Source organism: Carboxylicivirga mesophila, assembly GCF_018271975.1.
Classification (GTDB): domain Bacteria; phylum Bacteroidota; class Bacteroidia; order Bacteroidales; family Marinilabiliaceae; genus Carboxylicivirga; species Carboxylicivirga mesophila.
In genome coordinates this window covers 92,247-110,756 of the sequence record NZ_JAGUCN010000022.1, presented here as the reverse complement: position 1 = coordinate 110,756, position 18,510 = coordinate 92,247, and the positions used below count along the sequence as shown (strand labels likewise).

Annotated in this window: 16 protein-coding genes; 6 read left to right on the top strand and 10 right to left on the bottom strand. The window is 41.4% G+C overall.

Features of this window, described 5'->3' with window-relative positions; genetic code table 11:
* Positions 1-568 precede the first annotated feature (568 nt).
* The 4 genes from KEM09_RS17250 to KEM09_RS17235 form a co-directional block, all read right to left on the bottom strand.
* Positions 569-907: a heavy-metal-associated domain-containing protein gene (locus tag KEM09_RS17250; RefSeq protein WP_212230182.1), complete on the bottom strand. Its 339-nt coding sequence runs from the start codon at positions 905-907 to the stop codon at positions 569-571.
* A 22-nt stretch (positions 908-929) separates the two neighbouring features.
* Positions 930-3,182, bottom strand: a complete 2,253-nt coding sequence (locus KEM09_RS17245) for a TonB-dependent receptor plug domain-containing protein (RefSeq protein ID WP_212230181.1) — start codon at positions 3,180-3,182, stop codon at positions 930-932.
* A 143-nt stretch (positions 3,183-3,325) separates the two neighbouring features.
* The gene (locus KEM09_RS17240; RefSeq protein WP_212230180.1) at positions 3,326-3,778 is read right to left on the bottom strand and encodes a hypothetical protein; all 453 of its coding nucleotides are present in this window, start codon (positions 3,776-3,778) and stop codon (positions 3,326-3,328) included.
* Between the two features lie 80 nt (positions 3,779-3,858).
* Entirely contained in the window at positions 3,859-4,950 is a 1,092-nt protein-coding gene (locus tag KEM09_RS17235) for a hypothetical protein (RefSeq protein WP_212230179.1), read from the bottom strand.
* 111 nt (positions 4,951-5,061) lie between these two features.
* On the opposite strand from KEM09_RS17235, the gene KEM09_RS17230 reads away from it, so the two are divergent.
* Complete coding sequence (locus KEM09_RS17230) at positions 5,062-6,246, top strand: ATP-grasp domain-containing protein (RefSeq protein ID WP_212230177.1); 1,185 nt, start codon at positions 5,062-5,064, stop codon at positions 6,244-6,246.
* A gap of 45 nt (positions 6,247-6,291) precedes the next feature.
* Entirely contained in the window at positions 6,292-7,623 is a 1,332-nt protein-coding gene (locus KEM09_RS17225) for a GH1 family beta-glucosidase (RefSeq protein ID WP_212230175.1), read from the top strand.
* A 213-nt stretch (positions 7,624-7,836) separates the two neighbouring features.
* Here KEM09_RS17225 and KEM09_RS17220 read toward each other — a convergent pair whose 3' ends face one another.
* The 6 genes from KEM09_RS17220 to KEM09_RS17195 form a co-directional block, all read right to left on the bottom strand.
* The gene (locus tag KEM09_RS17220; RefSeq protein ID WP_212230173.1) at positions 7,837-8,550 is read right to left on the bottom strand and encodes a phosphatase PAP2 family protein; all 714 of its coding nucleotides are present in this window, start codon (positions 8,548-8,550) and stop codon (positions 7,837-7,839) included.
* A gap of 164 nt (positions 8,551-8,714) precedes the next feature.
* A complete protein-coding gene (locus KEM09_RS17215) occupies positions 8,715-8,909 on the bottom strand; it encodes a sporulation protein Cse60 (RefSeq protein ID WP_212230171.1) in 195 nt (64 codons plus the stop codon).
* A 101-nt stretch (positions 8,910-9,010) separates the two neighbouring features.
* Positions 9,011-10,006, bottom strand: a complete 996-nt coding sequence (locus tag KEM09_RS17210; protein ID WP_212230170.1) for a tetratricopeptide repeat protein — start codon at positions 10,004-10,006, stop codon at positions 9,011-9,013.
* A 93-nt stretch (positions 10,007-10,099) separates the two neighbouring features.
* Positions 10,100-11,116: a DUF4837 family protein gene (locus tag KEM09_RS17205; RefSeq protein WP_212230169.1), complete on the bottom strand. Its 1,017-nt coding sequence runs from the start codon at positions 11,114-11,116 to the stop codon at positions 10,100-10,102.
* A gap of 202 nt (positions 11,117-11,318) precedes the next feature.
* Positions 11,319-11,984 carry an energy transducer TonB gene (locus tag KEM09_RS21965; protein ID WP_244825085.1) on the bottom strand — a complete coding sequence of 222 codons (666 nt, stop codon included), beginning with the start codon at positions 11,982-11,984 and terminating at the stop codon, positions 11,319-11,321.
* Positions 11,985-12,389: 405 nt separating this feature from the next.
* Complete coding sequence (locus KEM09_RS17195) at positions 12,390-13,070, bottom strand: energy transducer TonB (protein WP_212230168.1); 681 nt, start codon at positions 13,068-13,070, stop codon at positions 12,390-12,392.
* 329 nt (positions 13,071-13,399) lie between these two features.
* Here KEM09_RS17195 and KEM09_RS17190 point away from each other — a divergent pair, with 329 nt between their 5' ends.
* From KEM09_RS17190 to KEM09_RS17175, 4 genes are all read left to right on the top strand, one after another.
* Positions 13,400-15,172, top strand: coding sequence for a sigma-54 interaction domain-containing protein (locus KEM09_RS17190; protein ID WP_212230167.1), 1,773 nt, complete (start codon positions 13,400-13,402; stop codon positions 15,170-15,172).
* A 187-nt stretch (positions 15,173-15,359) separates the two neighbouring features.
* Positions 15,360-15,626: a (2Fe-2S) ferredoxin domain-containing protein gene (locus tag KEM09_RS17185; RefSeq protein ID WP_212230166.1), complete on the top strand. Its 267-nt coding sequence runs from the start codon at positions 15,360-15,362 to the stop codon at positions 15,624-15,626.
* The gene (locus tag KEM09_RS17180) at positions 15,617-17,326 is read left to right on the top strand and encodes a [Fe-Fe] hydrogenase large subunit C-terminal domain-containing protein (protein ID WP_212230165.1); all 1,710 of its coding nucleotides are present in this window, start codon (positions 15,617-15,619) and stop codon (positions 17,324-17,326) included. Before KEM09_RS17185 ends, KEM09_RS17180 begins: the two co-directional genes overlap by 10 nt.
* On the top strand, positions 17,319-18,506 hold the full coding sequence (locus KEM09_RS17175; RefSeq protein WP_212230164.1) for a SpoIIE family protein phosphatase: 1,188 nt from the start codon (positions 17,319-17,321) through the stop codon (positions 18,504-18,506). Before KEM09_RS17180 ends, KEM09_RS17175 begins: the two co-directional genes overlap by 8 nt.
* Positions 18,507-18,510 lie beyond the last annotated feature (4 nt).

The following is an 18,510-nucleotide window of genomic DNA, read 5'->3' as shown; positions in this document are numbered from 1 at the left end:
TACTTTTTCGCTTTCCCTCGTTTGAGAAGCGGCTGCAAAGGTAAAAACTTTTTGAGCTATTCTCCAAATGTTTTTTCAGGTTTTTTTGAAGAAAAAGATTCAAGACTTAAAACCTAATATGTAAGACTTAATTTCATCTTCTAAAACCCTCTCAATACCCCGCCGTATCTAACAACCCTTGTTGTTTTTTGCGGCTGCAAAGATAAAGGTTTTTATTTGCAATATCCAAAACTATTTTTGAAAAACTTTTAGCCTTTTTTTGAGTCAGGAAAGCTAAGATATCACCTCTTATCTGCCTTGTCAAGACTATGCCCTTTTTACCTTTCAATATGTTATTGATATATACCTGTAAGCCTTATCAATCCTGCTTTTCGCGACAACCGTTGTTCTCAAAAGCGGGTGCAAAATAACACAGGATTTTTTTATTATCCAAATGGAAAATCGAGAAAAAAGATAAACCCGTTGTGAGTTTGATGGCTTAGAGGCTGAATGGGTGGGTGTTGGAGAGAAGAAAAAATATAAAAAAAGCTCCCGAATGGGGAGCTTTGATTTTTTCAGTAGATAATAATTAGTGGTGATGCCCTTCACAACACTTGGCTTTGGGGTTAACGCATTCTCCATCCTTTAATTCTTCAACCTCAAACTCGAGTTTCTCAAAAGCTTTAACCAGATTTTCTTTAGTTGTCTTATCTTCACGGTATTTAACGGTGACCGTCTGGCCTTCAAAGTCAACTTTCAGATCTTTGACCCCTTTCTCGAAAGGCATATTCTTGGTAATCTTATTAACACAACTTTGGCAATCCATTTCCACTTTATAGGTTACCTCTGTCACTTTTTTCTGCTTATCGTCGGCATATGTGCTTACAACAAATAATGCCATCACAACTAATACTAATAGTTTTTTCATGATTCTATGATTTATAAAATTATTAATCTCTATCTATTGAAAAGCGGAGCCCGAAATAAAAACGGCGCCCCATGATTGGTCCCCATATAAGAGAGCTGTCAAAATAGTTGCCAAATGGGTCATCACCAGCAATTATCGGATTATCTTGCTTGAAATTTCCCAGGTTTTCAGCTCCGACATACACATTCCATTTACGAAAGTATTTTGTCACCTGTGCATTAACAACCTGATATGCATCAAAAGACTCCGGGCGTTGATATTCTGCAGGATTATCAGCTACTGAAGGCACACGCCCTTTACCATTGAACTGGGTAGTAAAATCAAATTGCCACTTTTTAAGGGGCGTTGAGTACGAGAGATTTATTAATCCTTTTGTACGACTTATCAACGGACGGTCCATTAACTCTCCACTGTAAGTAGCTTTAACATCATTCAAACGCCAAGCAGCCACCATATCCAAACCTCTTAGCAGTTCATACTTTCCTTCTATCTGGAAATTATTGGCATAGGATTTACCATCCAGGTTATAGAAATAAACCGCACTTGAGCTTTGATCCATATCGACAATCAGCTGATTTTGAAAATCCGTCCGATAATACTCTGCGTTTAACGTCAGCTCTCTTCCTCCAACCTTTATATACTGTGTAATATTTGCACCATAATTCCAGGCTTCTTCCTGATCTATATTATTGGCGATATTAATTTCACGAGCACTGGCCAGTAAATAGCTGTTTTCGGCTAAAACATTAGGTGTACGGTAGCCTTTACCTGCCGAGGCCCTCAAAATAGTATTAGGTAATAAATTGTATTTGATATGCAAACGAGGAGTCAGTAGCGTGCCAAATTCGTTATGAAAATCAGCACGTCCACCTGCAATCAACGTTAATTTGTCGGGCAACGAATAGGTGTACTGAAAATATGCACCGGGCACCAGCTCTTTTCTGCCCAACATTTGCACATCGGCTGGTGACGCAAAATTCATCATGAGCGTTTCATCGAATTCATCGGACTGAAAGCTAAACCCTGTATTAAATTTGTTATTATCATTACCGATGACTGACTGAAAAATCAGGTTGGCATAGAACGATTTTTGCTCAGCATCATATACTTTTCTTCCATAGAAAGAGTTTTGCTGGTGATAAGCATAGTTAGCCACCAGCGCCAAACTGCTTACCTCATCGTCAAAAACAAAGCCTGCTTTATAGAATCCTTCATATCGGCGGGTATCAATATTGATGCCATACAACTGGCCTGATGCTCCAATCTGCTGATCTTCGGGCTGCGTTCCATCAAAACCCATTTGACCACCCAAGCGATTCTCATCCAAAACCTTAATACCTATTTGAGATGTAAATCCGTTCTTATTATTGTAGTCCCATCGGTTTATAAAGTTCACTTGTTTCAACAAAGGCTCATCACGAAAGCCATCATTATTATCATCAGTTGATTTCTGATCTTCAGAATAATGTGCCAAAATAGCAGTCGTCCATTTGTCATTAATATGGATGGAACCATTCACATTACTTTCCCAACGACCAGTATGATTGGCATACACATTCAAAAAGAACTTTTCAGAATTGACCGGTTTTTTGTATTCGACATTTATTTGACCAGTTAATGACTCATATCCATTGACAACCGTTGATGTCCCTTTGGAGATCTGAATCGATTCCATCCAGGCACCTGGTATGTAGTTTAAGCCATATAAAGTTGCTAAGCCTCTGAAGTTGGGAATATTCTCGGTCATCATTTGCACATAGTTACCTGACAGACCGAGTAACTGAATTTGCTTGGCACCTGTTGCCGCATCGGAGTAGGACACATCAACTGATGCATTCGTTTCGAAACTCTCGCTCAAGTTACAGCAGGCAGCTTTACAGAGCTCAGCGCCCGTGATGTTCACCTTCGTCAGCGGATCGATACGCGACATGTGGGAGCCTGCTTTTTTGCCGGCAACCAATACCTCATCCAATTCATCGCTTTTAAGCACAACCTCCAAAGGTCGGTCATCGTTAACAATTAAAGTATCCGGTTTATACCCTATATAACTAATCACCAGCAGTCTATTACCCTTTGGTTGCTCAATTACGAACTCGCCATTAAAGTCAGTCACCGTACCAATTTGAGTATTGGCCCAGTACACATTGGCACCAACCAGCTCAAGGGTTTTATCCTTTTCGATGGCTTTAACAACGCCGGTAATCTCCTTTGTAGCCTGAGCATAAAGTGATAGTTTACAAACTACCAGCAGTAAAATAAAAAATATTCGATTCATTTTTAATTGGTTCATCGGGCCATTCGCACCAGATATGTGCAAAAGACCATGTTATTAGGTTGATAACACAGGTTAGCCAAATAGCGAGTACTCCAACAAAGTACCCATCTATTTAATTTCAAATACATGAACTGATGAATGAATCATAAAAGAAAAACGCAATTCATCTCCGGCGAAGGCTCGTCGGGTACTTTTTGAATTACGTTATAATGATTTTTTGCGGTTTTATGAGATACAACCTCTAATTCGGCATAAAACTTTTCATGAAACAAGACCTCAAGCGCTGCAGCTTCTAAGCGAATCTGGCCTATATTTGTTTTTGCCAGCAAGGAAGCTTTCTTAAAATCATGCTTGCAGTTCCCCTCGTCTGATGCGTGGTGATGAACATGCTGACCCGTTTCCTCCTGACATGTCATGCACTGATGATCGCAACTACAATCGCTGCAGGCATGGTCGTGCGAATGCATGGTAGTGATGATGCGCGTTATTGTTTCGTTTTCGTCACAACCATTACAATGATGCTGAAATATATGCACACCCAATACCGATGGCAAAACAGCCATTACCAGTAACAGGCTCAAAACCCTATATTTCATTGCATACTTCTTCATCGCATGCAAAACAACAAAATTTTGCAATGCCACCCAAAATTTTAACAACTGATTTACATCACTGACTAATCTTCACTTATGCCATCCCATCCACTGATGCGGGCTAAAATCCACCACATGGCATAAGCTTTACGATTGGCTGTAATATGCTGTGTGGTATGTTGCCCGAAGGCCACTTTGTTGTTGGGATAAACCTTGTTTTCAAAATAATCAATCCCCAGCTGATGCGAGTCCTGCCAATCATGATAAAAATAGCCCTCTTCAGCAGTGCTATTGTTGTATTTATAGGAATTTCCATCATCCCCGGCATCATCCCAATAATTATCATTCATACAGTGTGAATCAATACTGAAATAATCAAGGCATAAGAATTGATTCTGCTGACAATATTCATTAACAATGGCTGCCTGCGGAGCAGGGTCGCCCTCATCAAGGTTACCGCTATCACTTGCATGCCCGGTCATAAAAACAAAATACACCGGATTCTGGCGCTGTCCATCACCATTGCCTATTTTGGTTCCACCTACACCATACTCGTCAATCAACGTTTTCATTCCGGGCAGATAAACACCCTGCAAATCATGATTTCGAATACTGCACCAGGCCCACATCACGACGTTTATTTCTGCATTATCAGGATCATCCAGGTAATTGCGAGTGGTTTGAATAAATGCGGTCTCATCACGGCTCAAATCAGAAGCATCAACGCCGTCCTCAGCATAATATTCAATTACATAATCCTGGAGATCCAACTTCCCCTGCTCTGAGTTATCATTGAATTTTCCGTCTTTATCTACGTAAGACTTTGTAACCGCAAACAATGCATCATCACCTGTTTTATAATCCTGAAGACCAAACAGTCCGTATGTAACGTGCGTTCCGTGCGATGTATGCTGATAGGCAATGTGCAGATTGTTTCTGGCGATATCGATATATTTCTGTGGTATCGACCTTAACACTTCCTCCTTTGCAACCAGATAATCAGCTATAAATTTATCACCGGTCAACTCGTTTAATTCAAAATCTCCAACCACTTCATCCTGTTCCTCAATTCCTTCCTCCTGCTCATCAACAGGCTTACTACTTTCCTTTTCATTACAGCTAAATAGCGATACCGACATGCTAAATGCCAATAAATAGATACATGTTAGTTTCATAGTCATCAAGTTTGAGCAGGAAGATATTTAAGAATTTCGCATTAGTCAAGTTATTGGTGAAATTACCTGCATAAGTTCATTATTCATTTTTTCCATCTAATTTTGCCCTTGATGGCAACACTTTTCATATACAATCCGACTTGCGACATGGCTGTTGAAAACGGGACATTCAGTTATATGCCCCCGCAACAACTTGCTAAATTCGAAGCAGACATCAGCCCCTTAATGGCATTTTTAGGACAAGCCAACGACTTTGTGTTATCTGAAAGTGAAAGTTCCTTAGGTTTTGAACAATTCTGGAAAAAGCTAAAGGTGAACTTACCACAGTTCATCAATAAAGAGCATCTGCAAAGCATTGTCGTTGATCAGGTTTTCCCATGGGGATGGAGTCAACTTATCGGACATCGGTATGGAAGGCTATGCCAATCAGAATCACTGCAAATAAATGCTAGTCCGGACACTTTCAAGAACTTCTTTAGCAGACAAACCAGTGTAAACCTGGTCAATGAATTAAGCAGTCATACGCTACCTCACTTTATTGAATTACCAACACTTCCCAAAGTCGTTTCTGACATTGAGGACATCTATCAGCGGTTTCATCATTCCAGCCAGGGCATTGTGCTAAAAACCCTTTGGAGCTCCTCGGGACGCGGACTACTTTTTATCCGTAACCAACAACAGCTGCAAAGTGGCACTAAATGGGTCGAGGCGCAGATTAAAAAACATGGTTCATTAATACTGGAGCCTATCTACACAAAAATTCAGGATGCCTCTCTTCAGTTTAATGTATTGGCCAACGGCTCCATTGAGTTTTTGGACATTAACTTTTTTGATGCTAATAGTAGTGGACATTTTGACAAAGAATATTTCCATGTTCCTGACACTATAAAAAAATACCTTCCCAAAGACAAAAACTGGTTAAGGTTGATAGCCGACAAGATTATCCTGAGCCTGCAAGCATTGCATATTCCTGATTCCTACCAGGGTCCAATAGGTATTGATGCCATGTTTATTCTTAATGATGACCATGCAATCCGATTTTACCCCTTGGTAGAAGCGAATTTAAGATGCAACATGGGCTTAGTCAACCTGAACATTAAACACCTGCTACATCCAAAAGCATCGGGAAGCTGGCAAATATCACAGTTTAAACCAGGTGAAGCGGATGAATTCTACCACAGGCAACTTCAGGCTCACCCCATTGAAACAAGTGATGGTAAAATCACTAAAGGTTTTTTTCCGCTAACCCCTTTTCTTTCAAGCAGTCGATTTGCCGCCTGGGGCATCGTAAATTAAATTGCAATTAACATACAACTCATCAAGGGCATTTACTTTTGCTCCATGATGAAACGTGAACAGTTCGGCGCTAATTTCAAGTGGGGTGTTACTATCAGCGCCTTTCAAAATGAAGGTGCAGCCAGTGCCGATGGCAAGGGCCCATCAATATGGGACACATTTACCGAAAATATAGAGCAGATTAAAAACAACGACCGCATAGGAGAGGCAAGTCAATTCTACACGCGTTATGAAGATGACATAGCATTGGCCAGGCAGCTTGGGCTCAACACCTTTCGTTTTTCCATCAGCTGGTCACGCATTTTACCTTTTGGCATCGGAAAAATCAACCAATCTGGCATTGACTATTACAACCGCGTCATCGATTGCTGCCTTTCGAATGGATTAATGCCCTTTGTGACACTCTATCACTGGGATTTACCGCAGGCACTTGAAGATAAAGGTGGCTGGACGAATCGTGATATAGTGGAATGGTTCACCAATTATATTGAGATATGTGTGACAAACTTTGGCAAGCTCGTAACCAACTGGATAGTGATGAATGAACCCATGAGTTTTACCGGACTGGGTTATTTCATGGGTTACCACGCGCCTCAGCGAACGGGGATCAATACGTTTCTGAAAGCCGCTCATCATACTGTTTTATGCATGGCACTGGGTGGTGCCAAAATAAGGGAACTGCAACCTCATGCCAACATTGGTGTGGCCCTGTCATGTTCCTATATTCAACCAGTGAACCAATCACCAAAAAACAGGCGTGCCGCTAAACGCATTGAAGCTATGCTTAACCGGTTTTACCTGGAGCCACTTTTGGGCTTGGGTTACCCCTTCGATGTAATGCCGGCACTAAGTATTATCAAGTCCTTTTTTAAAGACGGTGATAAGCAGCGAATGGTTTTTGATTTTGATTTTATCGGTATCCAATATTATTTCAGAGTGGTAGCCAAACACAGCCTGACACCTCCAATTCTTTTTGCCAAAGAAATTGAACCAACCACCCGAAAAGCCAAACTGAACAGCATGGACCTGGATGTTTACCCCAAAGGACTCTACAAACTTTTAAAGTTTTACAGCCGCTATCCACAAATTAAGGAGCTACTGATTACTGAAAGTGGGGTGTGCTACCCTGATTACCTGGTAAGAGACCATGTTTATGATGTCAGACGTACCAGATATCATCAGAAAATGCTTAAACAAGTTTTAAAAGCGCAACGTAAAGGCATTAACATCAATGGATATTTTATATGGACCCTGGTTGATAACTTTGAATGGCGCGAAGGTTTTGAACCGCGCTTTGGCCTAGTACATGTTGATTTTGAAACGCAAAAGCGAACCATCAAACATTCTGGCAGGTGGCTTAATGCGTTCTTAAAATAAAAAACCGGCCTTACTCGTTAGTAAAGCCGGATTTTCAATAACCTAAACCCAAATCTATGAAAAAAATCTACTGATAGGGTTATTTCAATATGCGTGCCAAAAAACACCACAACGCACGCTTTAGATTTTTTTAATACATGCGTTAAAATACCTTTACTGTTTAGGTGATTACAAGCAATATTATTGACATCTAATAACCTATCTTTATCATTATTAGAAGAAAACAATTACTCCATTGGCAGATACCTGCACATTACTCCTGGGATGATGCGTAAACATCCATCCGCTTAAAAATCCCAGACCGGCCCCCAAAACTGTATCTGAAAGCCAATGTTTGTTTTTATACATACGCGCAAAAGCTACTGATACCGGAGCAACATACAGCCAGCGACTATAGGTCTCGGCATAAGGCGTAAAAGCTGCAAAGGCCAGCGACACATGCCCTGAAGGCATTGATTTATAAGCATCATTGCCATTGAATGGATCAAATTCAAATGCACCTTCGCCTACAAATGGCCTGGCACGACCAAGAGAAATTTTTATGATCTCAGTAGCTATAGCAGTAGTGGCAATCGCCTTTATGGCGTTCCAGGAAGTTGAACGCAGCTTTTCATCCTTAAAGACATATCCTGCGCCATAAGATAAGCCTACAGCCGGCACAATGAATAGCTTCTCACCAAACACATTTGCCACATCGGAAAGTGCATCACCTGCACCTCCCTGATTATTTTGCATCCATGTATTAAGTGGCTGATCCACTAAAAAAGCCAAGGCTACACACGAAGTGCCGATAACAGAAATACGGGTAACGTTTTTTCGGTAGTTTTTCAGTTGCAACTGATAATCCTGTGTTTTATCAGCGTACTGGGCATGCATGGCATAACAGACAAGTATACCAACCAATGCTAAAGTGAATTTTTTAATCATCAAACAAAGATAGCAATTGACCATAAAAGCCACCACTGTCAGCTTTGCATTAAACGATTGAATAGAAGAGGGAATATACTGAGTTTAACTTTGGTAGTTGACTCAGACAAATAAAATTGGGATGAAAAGCATCACTTATATGCCATTCATCCCAATAAATACATTTAGCTTTTCTTATAAAGCAACAATGCCGAATAGGTGGCCACTCCCTGATCAGAGTGTCCACTAAACTTAATATCTATCAAATTATCGGTTGTTATTGCTTCTTTAGTAATAAAGTCATTGATTTGCTCATCTAAAGACTTATCAAAATCATCCGTTCCGGTATATTGAAAATGCTTTGTTAGTACGTTACTCATAACACCTCTTTTTAAAATTCAACATCAATTTCCTACTCCTACGGCTGAGGGCTATTTAAGATACAAAAAGATTTTCAATTTTTGACGAAATAACCAATTGCTTACTGCTGCAGCTCCATCCAGTTTATGAATGCACTAAATTGCGATTGGTTATCGCTTAACCACAGCAAAACTTCTGTACTATATTTGGCATTGCAAATAAAGTAAGCATACGACTGCGCATGGCCAGCAACATATAACTGCTTGAAAAAATCGACATATTGAATATCAAAAAAATCCATCTCCCCTGTTTGCTCCTCATTCAGCATAGAAAACAGCGCCAATGTTTGATTTATTAGGGTATAAGGTTCATCAGGATTATTAACTACTACTTCCCTGGCAATGGCATTTAATTTTGATTCAGCCACCTTTAAACCCGATACTCTTGCATGCTTACTCACCGGAGCTGCGAAAGCTGGCTTTTGAACCATGGCCACATGCCATCTCACCTGCAGATCATCAAGTAATACCACTTTATTCTGCTCATCAACTTCAATCAATAAACAGTAATACAATGGCAACATACTTTTCAGCACTTCACCACGATACTTCATAATGGATGACAGAAGCAGATGACTGGGAATATGATTGTTATTTAATCGTAATGCTTTTAATAGTGCGTCTTCTGCCTTTTCACCTTCATTGATACGCTGGTAACTTTCTGCTATGTTATAATAAAGCAAATACTCATCCGGGTACTTCTTAAGTGCCTTGTTATACTCTCTGATGGCGCCTTTGGCATTACCTTTATTATTAAGCACCGCGCAATATATTAAAAGGGCATCCAGCCAATAATCACTTTTCTCGCCTAACACATTTCGACTATAAAACAGGGCCTCGTCATAATCCTTAATCGCCAAATAAGTATATGCCAACTCATAATGAGCTTCTACGCATTTCTTATCAAAAGCGATTGCCTGCTTATATTTATTGATGGCATCCTGATACAATTCATGTCCGAATAATGCCTGTCCCTGCCTGATAAATTTTTCAGGTTCGCTCTGCTGAGCCTTTACAGAGAAAAAGCCCATCATCAGCACCAATACTATATATCTCATGCTGTAATGATAGACTTTTATTTGTTATCCATCAAACTTTTTCAACCTGCGGCAACTCTTTAACGCTTGTTAACTTAATGGCCCACTCAACTTCTAATTGACATGGATGGTTTTTAAAACAGCTTCAACCTCGCGCATAAAAATACCCTTTTTAGGTTTGGCTGGTGCATAAACATACCCGCTAATCATCAGTAGTTGGTTGTTTTCGGTATCCTTATAGAAATAATCAACAAAAGGGCCTCCCATAAAATCGCCTTGCACTTTCCATAGGCCACGAAGCTCTATCCACTGCCGGTTGGCAAACTTCGCTTTATTAACTGATACCGGAAACTGCTCTTCAGTAGTCATAAACGATCCCCGGTTCTCTCCAGGCACCTGTTTGCGCAATAAATTATTCCGGAAGCGCAATAAGCTTTGGGCATTGATTTCTCCCAAAGAGTCTAAGGGGCATTGATAAACAAAAATTCCCAGTTGACTCCCCAGTCGCTGAGCATCGAGCCAGCTAAACTGTCCTTTGTTTTTCTTGAGTTTAAAACCCTTGGGAAAATAAATGGTGAACGGGTAGTTGGACTGTATATGCGATACGGCTTCTGGTTGATAAAGATTGATGTATGAATCGGCCATTGACTGAATATCTCCACCATAAAAGAACCCTTTCATGGTTGGCCATTTTTGCTCAAGCAGCGACTCCAAATCGCCTGCCGACCGAACAATCACCTCAGCCACATATTGGTTAATGGCCCATTCATGCTTGCGATACTCCACCCTATTGACAACTTCTTGCGGGCGAACTGATACTAACATGATATTACGATACGTTCGGAAGTGCCGCTTAAACTGTTCATAATTAATGCGCGTTTTTTTGAACATGGTTTCTTCTTGCGGCAAAGCAGGAAACTCGTCCTTTAAAATGGCTTTTAGATATTGTCCTTCATCAGCCTCCCAATACTTATCTTCTACCACCACCAACAATTCGCCAGGCGAGCCAATGGCACGAGTTTTAAATGTCGTTGGCTCATCGGCACAAGCAGCAACAATAATAATCGACACCACTACGGTAATAGCCAATAACCAAATACGATTGCTAATATTATTCATATAGTTTTTCATACCATTGGGGTTTTGAGTTAATATAAATGAGGTCAGTATCAGAAGCTTTCTGATAAAGCTAGGGTTGTCATTAATAAAGTAAGGTTGCAGAAGGAAAACGACACCGGCTAAGCTTTTATAATCGCTTAATCTTTAGGCACGGATGAAACAATTTTTCTTAGCCCAACCAGTGTCGATTCTATATATAGATTGGTTTGAAGAGTTATTGTAAAACAAAGTTGACAGGAATGGTGTAGGCTACGCGAACCGCTTTATCTCGCTGTCTGCCTGGTGTCCATTGAGGCATATTATTAACCACGCGCAAGGCTTCGGCTGATAAATTGGCATCAGGGCTACGAGCCACCTTTGCTTCAACCACCTCGCCCTTTTCATTTACTACAAACGAGATGAAGACCTTTCCGGTAATGCCAGTCTCCACACAAATCACCGGATACTTTATACTTGTCGCTATATATTTCAGTAAAGCAGCCTGGCCACCCGGAAATTCAGGCATGTGTTCCACCACGTAAAAAGTAGATGGTTCGGCATCGGGTTCAGGAGCAACCTCAGGAATTTCAAAAGGCTCCCCGGTATCTTCACCAATAATAACCGGATCACAATCGGGCCCATCAAAAGTGTCATCAACCAGTATTAAATCCGTAAGAATTTTTGGCTTTGGTAATTCTTTTTTAGGCTCTTCAGGATGCGTTATCGGTATAATATCCTGTACCTCAAAAGGATCATCTTCAATAGTTTGATATGGTACTGAAGCGGTGGTTCCCCATTCAAAGGCGGCCAAGGATGCCCCCAATGCAACAATTAAACCAACCTGAAAAAAGATACCTCTCTTATTCTCTAAATCTGCGTGTCTGTATTTTTTTGCTTTCATGACGATGTAGTTTTGTGAGGTTACTAATGTTAGTTGTCTGATTAGTTTCAAGCAGCATTCCATTAATTGTATTGCCGCGAATAAAAATCTTCACCAAACCCCCTAACAGCTCTTTTACAGAACTTTACAAGTCTCAATTTTTCACTTATTGAATTAAATGCCAGCCAACCAAACTTTATTCAAATCGCCCGGCCGGGCGATATCGCCCATGTCTTATCCGCAAAATCGCACAATAAAGCCGATGGGTTCACCTTTTGTCTTTCGATTCGAATATTGCAGGGTCGTTGTGAACTCATCGGCTTTTATTCTGAAAAATTATTGAGAACGTTTTCTCAACTTTAAAAAGGGTCTTCATTAAATTATTTCGTCATACACAATACTTTTTACATAAGTTAAACATCACTGCTATTGCAGCTTAAATACCACAGGAACAGAGTATGATACTTTAACGGGTCGTCCACGCTGCTTGCCCGGCTTCCATTTGGGTAATGACTGAACAACACGTATAGCTTCACGCTCCAGATTGGGATCGACGCCACGATAGGCTTTCACATTGGTGACCTCCCCTTTTTCATTAATGACGAATGAAACACTTACCCTTCCCTGTACGCCATTCTCCTGGCAAATGACCGGATATTTCACATGTGAGGTAATGTACTTGATTAAGGCCGCATCGCCCCCCGGGAACTCGGGCATCTGCTCAACAATTATAAAGATCTGGTCATCGGTATCTTCCTCTTCCATGTTTAGTTCTGATAAGTCAACTTCGAAATCTTCATCAACGTCAACATCATCAATTTCCAGCTCTTCATCCAGTTCAACATCATTATCCACTATCTGAATAATATCTGTTGCACGGGGTGGTGGAGGCGGTGGCGGAGGTTTTACCTCTTCCTGTCGGGTTATTGGTGGAGCTTCTTCTTCCAGTACCTCCTCATCCACCCATGCCAGGGCATCAGATGTGGCATCCATACTACTCCACTCAAAAGCCACTAATATGGCTCCCAAGGTAATGATCAGTCCTATTTGGAAAAACAGAGACCGCTTGCGCTCCAGGTCGGCTTTTTTACTTTTCTTTACTTCCATAGGCTACGGATTTTTAAAAGTTATACATCATCATTGGTCGCATTGCTACTATCAGCGCAATTAACCAATGGGGTATTCATCTATTGCCAAGTAGCATACCAAACCTTGCTTTTAAGCCATCAACTCACGCCACAACAAGTGTCAACTTACTAAATTTATGACAGTTAAACCCTAAAGCAAATACACTGAGTTAGCCTTAACACCAGATTCCATTGTGCATTAATGCCGCCCAGCTGGGCGAAAACAGACTGACTACTTAGGCGAATGAGAATTAAAAGAGTAATTTTGCAGACAACACAGACAACAAGCGAACAACAAACTGACTTACAATGAAATCAAGCAAAGTCTCATCTTCACACAAACTGCTGCTTAATGAAGCTCTAAACATGTTTGTTAAGAACATGGACACTGCGTTTTTTAAACTGGTGGTAGTTGATGAGCAAGGCCATATTATGCAGCTACATGGCAACTTGTCCTTTCCAAAGAAGTTTACCCTTGCCACAGGGCAAAACTGGATGATGCTTGAAGAACGTATTCAATGGGAAGCCACCAAACATCAGGGTATAGTTCGTTTGGGTAACTCTGTTTACAACCTCATCAAGTATGAGGAAGAAGACACAGTGCAACTGCCTTACAAGGTGTTTCTTATTTCATCGATCGATATTGATTTTCCATGGCTAAAACTGGCTACCTCAGTAATCAACACTAATATTGGGGCCTTACTAAAAGGAGCTGACCTGCAAAAGCAGATGGATGATACCCATCAGTTTACCTTTGCGATGATGAATGCCTTAAAAGTAGGGATTATATCGGTCAGCACTACTGGTGAGATACGATACGCCAATAATCAGGCCTGTCAATGGATCAATATTCGCAGGCGCGATTTGCTGAAAATCCCCATTAAAAACCTCATCCCGAACTGGAAAAATATTTATCAGCTGGTGAGTTCAGGCGAAAAGTTCCTCAATGAAGAAATCGCCATTACCACACCCGACCGCAAAGCCAAATTTAACGTTACAGTTACACCCATTCTCAACCAGGAGCAGGTAAGCCTGATTGGGATGGTTATTGCTATACGCGAATTGGAAAATGTGTATCACCTGGTGAATAAATACACCGGTATGCAGGCGCGCTTTACCTTTAAAGATATTATTGCCAAAAGCCAAAAGATGCGCAAACTGGTGGACTTTGCTAAAAATATTTCTGACAGCCCATCAACTATATTGATAGAAGCCGAGAGTGGAACGGGCAAGGAAGTATTTGCGCAAAGCATACATAACGCCAGCTGCAGACACGACAAAGGATTTGTCGCCATTAACTGCGCGGCCATCAGCGACAACCTGATTGAAAGCGAATTATTCGGATACGATGACGGGGCCTTCACCGGTGCTAAAAAAGGTGGTCATCCTGGCAAATTTGAACTGGCCAATGGCGGTACATTATTCCTGGATGAAGTAGGCGACATGAAACCTGAAGTACAGGTTAAGCTGTTACGCGCCATACAGGAAGGTGCTATTACACGTGTAGGGGGAGAAAAAACCATTCCCGTTGATGTGCGCATTATTGCTGCCACCAACAAGAATCTGAAAGAAGAAGTTGAAAAGGGTCATTTTCGATTAGATTTATTCTACAGACTCAGCGTTATTCCTTTAAAGATACCGGCATTAAGAGAGCGAATGGAAGATCTGCCATCACTTATCCGCTTCTTCCTGAATAAAAAATCAGTACGCCTGCAAAAACAAGTGCCACAAATTCGCTACTCTACTTTACAACAATTTCTGGATTACGACTGGCCTGGCAATATCCGCGAATTGGAAAATGCCATTGAACAATATGTTATTTTGGATGGTGATATTTCTTTCGAAAACCTGAAGAAAGAGCTTGAAAGTCCGCAGCCCGTTGTGCAAGCCACAAACACTCCTCAGACCAATGACAGCGACATATCGCTTAAGCTGACCACCGTAAAAGAAATGGAACGCGAGCTCATTTTAAAAACCATCAGGCACTTCAACAATAACATGACACACGCTGCCAATTCCTTAGGAGTAAGCAGAAATACCTTATACCTCAAGATTAAAAAGTACAAACTGCCGATTACTTAATGCAAGTGTACTATTTTATTACACTGTACTATTTTATTACATTTTTCAATTGCAAGTGTGTATTTTTAGTACACTGAATTTGCTGTATCCCCACTATAATTAAAGATGAATTTCTTTATTGCCTGAAATACTTACTATTAAGTCTTTTGGCACACCCTTGGCTCTTATGCTATCAAACAAAATGACCATGGAAGCAACAATTTCTCACAAGATTCTGATATGCCTCGGCAGCTCATGTCATTCCAGGGGCAATGCCGAGAACCTAAAAATCATACAGGATTTCGTGAAAGAGCGAAAAATTGATTCTCAAATTGATTTTAGAGGACACCTGTGTCATGAGATGTGCAATAGGGGCCCAGTTATTGAACTTGATGAAGTTGTTTTTGAAGAAGTCACCCCAAGCAACCTGCCCACTATTTTATCCAACCATTTTGATAAGGCCGCATGCATTTAAAACCCATATACACCGAAACAAACGACTGCAAGGATTGCTATAAATGCATTCGCGAGTGCCCAACCAAAGCCATTAAGGTTAGCGACAACCGGGCTTCGGTGGTTGATTCCTTATGCATCTATTGCGGGCATTGTGTGGCCATTTGTCCGACCGGTGCAAAAAAAGTAAGAGATGGAATTTCCAGGGCAAAATTGCTACTCAAAGAAAAAAAAGAAGTATATGTATCACTGGCACCATCATATGTAGCTGAATACGGCACAGACTCACAACACATCCTGAATAAACTTAACGCTTTGGGATTTACAGGTGTTTCTGAAACTGCTATTGGAGCTCAGGAAGTATCCAGACAAGTAGCTAATTACCTGAATGTGCGACAATCAGGTGTATATATTTCATCGGCTTGCCCGGTGGTGGTTGAGCTCATCCGCAAATACTATCCTCAACACACTATGGCCATTACACCCTACATGTCGCCCATGCTGACACATGCACGCATGCTACGACAGTGGTATGGTCAGGAAATAGGTGTGGTATTCATTGGTCCGTGCATTGGCAAGAAATCGGAGGCCGATTATTCCGATCTAGTGGATGTATCCTTGACCTTTCAGGAGCTGAATGACTGGATCGAATCAGAAAAAATCAATACACAAACAGATAAACAAATATCCTTTAGCCCTTACCAGGCTCATGAAGGTGTCATTTACCCGTTGGATGGTGGCATGGTAGAAACAATCAAACGTGAGAATAAAAATGATGAAAGCACCTTCATGAGCTTTACTGGTCAGAACATGGTACGGAATGCACTGGACAATCTGGATGAACTGGGGCACGACAAACCTCTGTTTTTGGAGTTGCTAGCCTGCGAAACGGGCTGCCTTAACGGTCCGGGCATGAGCGCTAAATCAGCTATTGCCAGTAAATACCTGCAGGTACGCAACAGTTTTTGCCAGCGTCAGACCTGTGGCGATACGGAGAGAAAAGAAGAGCAGGCTGTGAATATTGAACGTGACTTTTTCAATATAGAAACGGTTGAGAAAGAACTTTTCAGGGCAGAACAAATAAAAGAAGCCTTGCATAGCATTGGCAAAAACAGCGTGGCTGACGAGCTCAACTGCAGCGGTTGCGGTTACGATACTTGTCGTGATTTTGCTCATGCACTGTTAAGTGGCAATGCCGAAACAGCCATGTGCGTATCATACATGCGTATGGTAGCCCATCATAAAGCAACTATTCTGCTTCAAAAAATTCCATCGGGGGTAGTCATAGTGGATGAAAACTGCAAAGTGGTGGAGATGAATGCCAGTTTTGCTCGTTTAATGGGCAACGAAACAGAGTTATGCTACGAGGCCAATCCAGGTATGAGAGGAGCTGACCTAAGTAAACTAAGTGCTTTTGCCAAGCTGTTTAAAACGGCACTTCTAACAGGTAAGGAATACTATGAGCTGCCTGTACAAGAAAACAACCGCAACCTGCAGCTATCGGTATTTAATATCCAAAAACATAAACTGGTAACCGGTATTATCCAAAGTGCCCAACAACCACAATTCAGAAAAGACATTGTTGAGAAAAGAACTAAAGAGGTAATTAAAAAGAACATGGAGACCGTTCAGAAAATTGCCTTTTTACTGGGCGAAAATGCCTCTTACACCGACTCGCTTTTGAATTCCATTTTAGATGCCCAAAACAACGAGCATGCATAACCGGTGTTTTTACATAGAAGCTGAATTGTGCCAGGAGACCAAAGCCTTACAAAACGTTTGCGGTGATTCATGTGAGTCGCGCAAGCTAAAAGAGGAAGACAGGTTGATCACGGTATTGTCTGACGGATTGGGATCGGGCGTAAAAGCCAATATACTGGCCACCATGACCACCAGCATGGCCCTGCAATTTACTGCCAAGAACGATCCGTTGGAGCACACCTCCGACTTTATAATGAATACGCTACCGGTAGATTCGAAGCGCCAGATAAGTTATTCTACCTTTAGCATCCTGGATATTAACTGCTTTGGCGATGCCAATATTGTAGAATACGATAATCCGCCCATACTGATTTATCGCAACGGTGACTTTATCGATCTTAAGCCAACCGCTAAAAGAGTGCAGCGCCCCGAGGGTCAGTCGGCCGAGGTTTTGTATTCGAGCCTTAAATTACTGAAGGAAGATCGCATTATTATGGTGTCGGACGGCATCACACAATCGGGCATGGGCAATGCTAGCACCCCTTTTGGCTGGGGCACAGATGGATTAAAACAATTCATCAAACAAAATATAAAAAGTTGCCCTGATTTGTCGGCCCGCCAGCTGGCTCGTAAAATAATGCAACGTGCCAAAGCCAATGATGCCAATAGCTTTAAAGATGATGCCACCTGCCAGGTCATTTACTGTCGCGAGCCGCGTAAACTGGTACTGGCATCGGGACCTCCATACTATAAAAATTGTGATGCCTTGCTGGCTGAACGCATTGATAACTTCAGAGGTAAGAAGATTATATGCGGAGGCACCACCTCCAAAATTATTTCGCGCGAACTAAAACGTGAAATACGTATCGAACTCAATAATTACAACCCCGAACTGCCGCCAATTGCCGAGATGGAAGGCATTGACCTGATCACAGAGGGCATCCTGACACTGGGAAAAGTATCATCCATACTGGAGCAATTAAACAGTCATTCGGTCAATGGCGACGGACCGGCTGAAAGAATGGTCAAGCTCTTTCTTGACAGCGATTCAATACTCATACTGGCGGGCACACAAATCAATAATGCCCATCAGGATCCCAATCTGCCCGTTGAATTGGAGATACGACGCAACATCATTAAAAAGATAGCGGCCATACTGGAAGATAAGTTTTTAAAAACATTGGAAATAGAATACCTATAAGCAA

Bases quoted from the DNA above. Each gene is read 5' to 3' on its own strand.
- KEM09_RS17225 (WP_212230175.1), top strand. From the start codon at position 6,292: ATGATGAAACGTGAACAGTTCGGCGCTAATTTCAAGTGGGGTGTTACT.
- KEM09_RS17215 (WP_212230171.1), bottom strand. From the start codon at position 8,909: ATGAGTAACGTACTAACAAAGCATTTTCAATATACCGGAACGGATGAT.
- KEM09_RS17235 (WP_212230179.1), bottom strand. From the start codon at position 4,950: ATGAAACTAACATGTATCTATTTATTGGCATTTAGCATGTCGGTATCG.
- KEM09_RS17180 (WP_212230165.1), top strand. From the start codon at position 15,617: ATGCATTTAAAACCCATATACACCGAAACAAACGACTGCAAGGATTGC.
- KEM09_RS17210 (WP_212230170.1), bottom strand. From the start codon at position 10,006: ATGAGATATATAGTATTGGTGCTGATGATGGGCTTTTTCTCTGTAAAG.
- KEM09_RS17195 (WP_212230168.1), bottom strand. From the start codon at position 13,070: ATGGAAGTAAAGAAAAGTAAAAAAGCCGACCTGGAGCGCAAGCGGTCT.
- KEM09_RS17185 (WP_212230166.1), top strand. From the start codon at position 15,360: ATGGAAGCAACAATTTCTCACAAGATTCTGATATGCCTCGGCAGCTCA.
- KEM09_RS21965 (WP_244825085.1), bottom strand. From the start codon at position 11,984: ATGAAAGCAAAAAAATACAGACACGCAGATTTAGAGAATAAGAGAGGT.
- KEM09_RS17220 (WP_212230173.1), bottom strand. From the start codon at position 8,550: ATGATTAAAAAATTCACTTTAGCATTGGTTGGTATACTTGTCTGTTAT.
- KEM09_RS17230 (WP_212230177.1), top strand. From the start codon at position 5,062: ATGGCAACACTTTTCATATACAATCCGACTTGCGACATGGCTGTTGAA.
- KEM09_RS17250 (WP_212230182.1), bottom strand. From the start codon at position 907: ATGAAAAAACTATTAGTATTAGTTGTGATGGCATTATTTGTTGTAAGC.
- KEM09_RS17240 (WP_212230180.1), bottom strand. From the start codon at position 3,778: ATGAAATATAGGGTTTTGAGCCTGTTACTGGTAATGGCTGTTTTGCCA.
- KEM09_RS17205 (WP_212230169.1), bottom strand. From the start codon at position 11,116: ATGAAAAACTATATGAATAATATTAGCAATCGTATTTGGTTATTGGCT.
- KEM09_RS17245 (WP_212230181.1), bottom strand. From the start codon at position 3,182: ATGAATCGAATATTTTTTATTTTACTGCTGGTAGTTTGTAAACTATCA.
- KEM09_RS17175 (WP_212230164.1), top strand. From the start codon at position 17,319: ATGCATAACCGGTGTTTTTACATAGAAGCTGAATTGTGCCAGGAGACC.
- KEM09_RS17190 (WP_212230167.1), top strand. From the start codon at position 13,400: ATGAAATCAAGCAAAGTCTCATCTTCACACAAACTGCTGCTTAATGAA.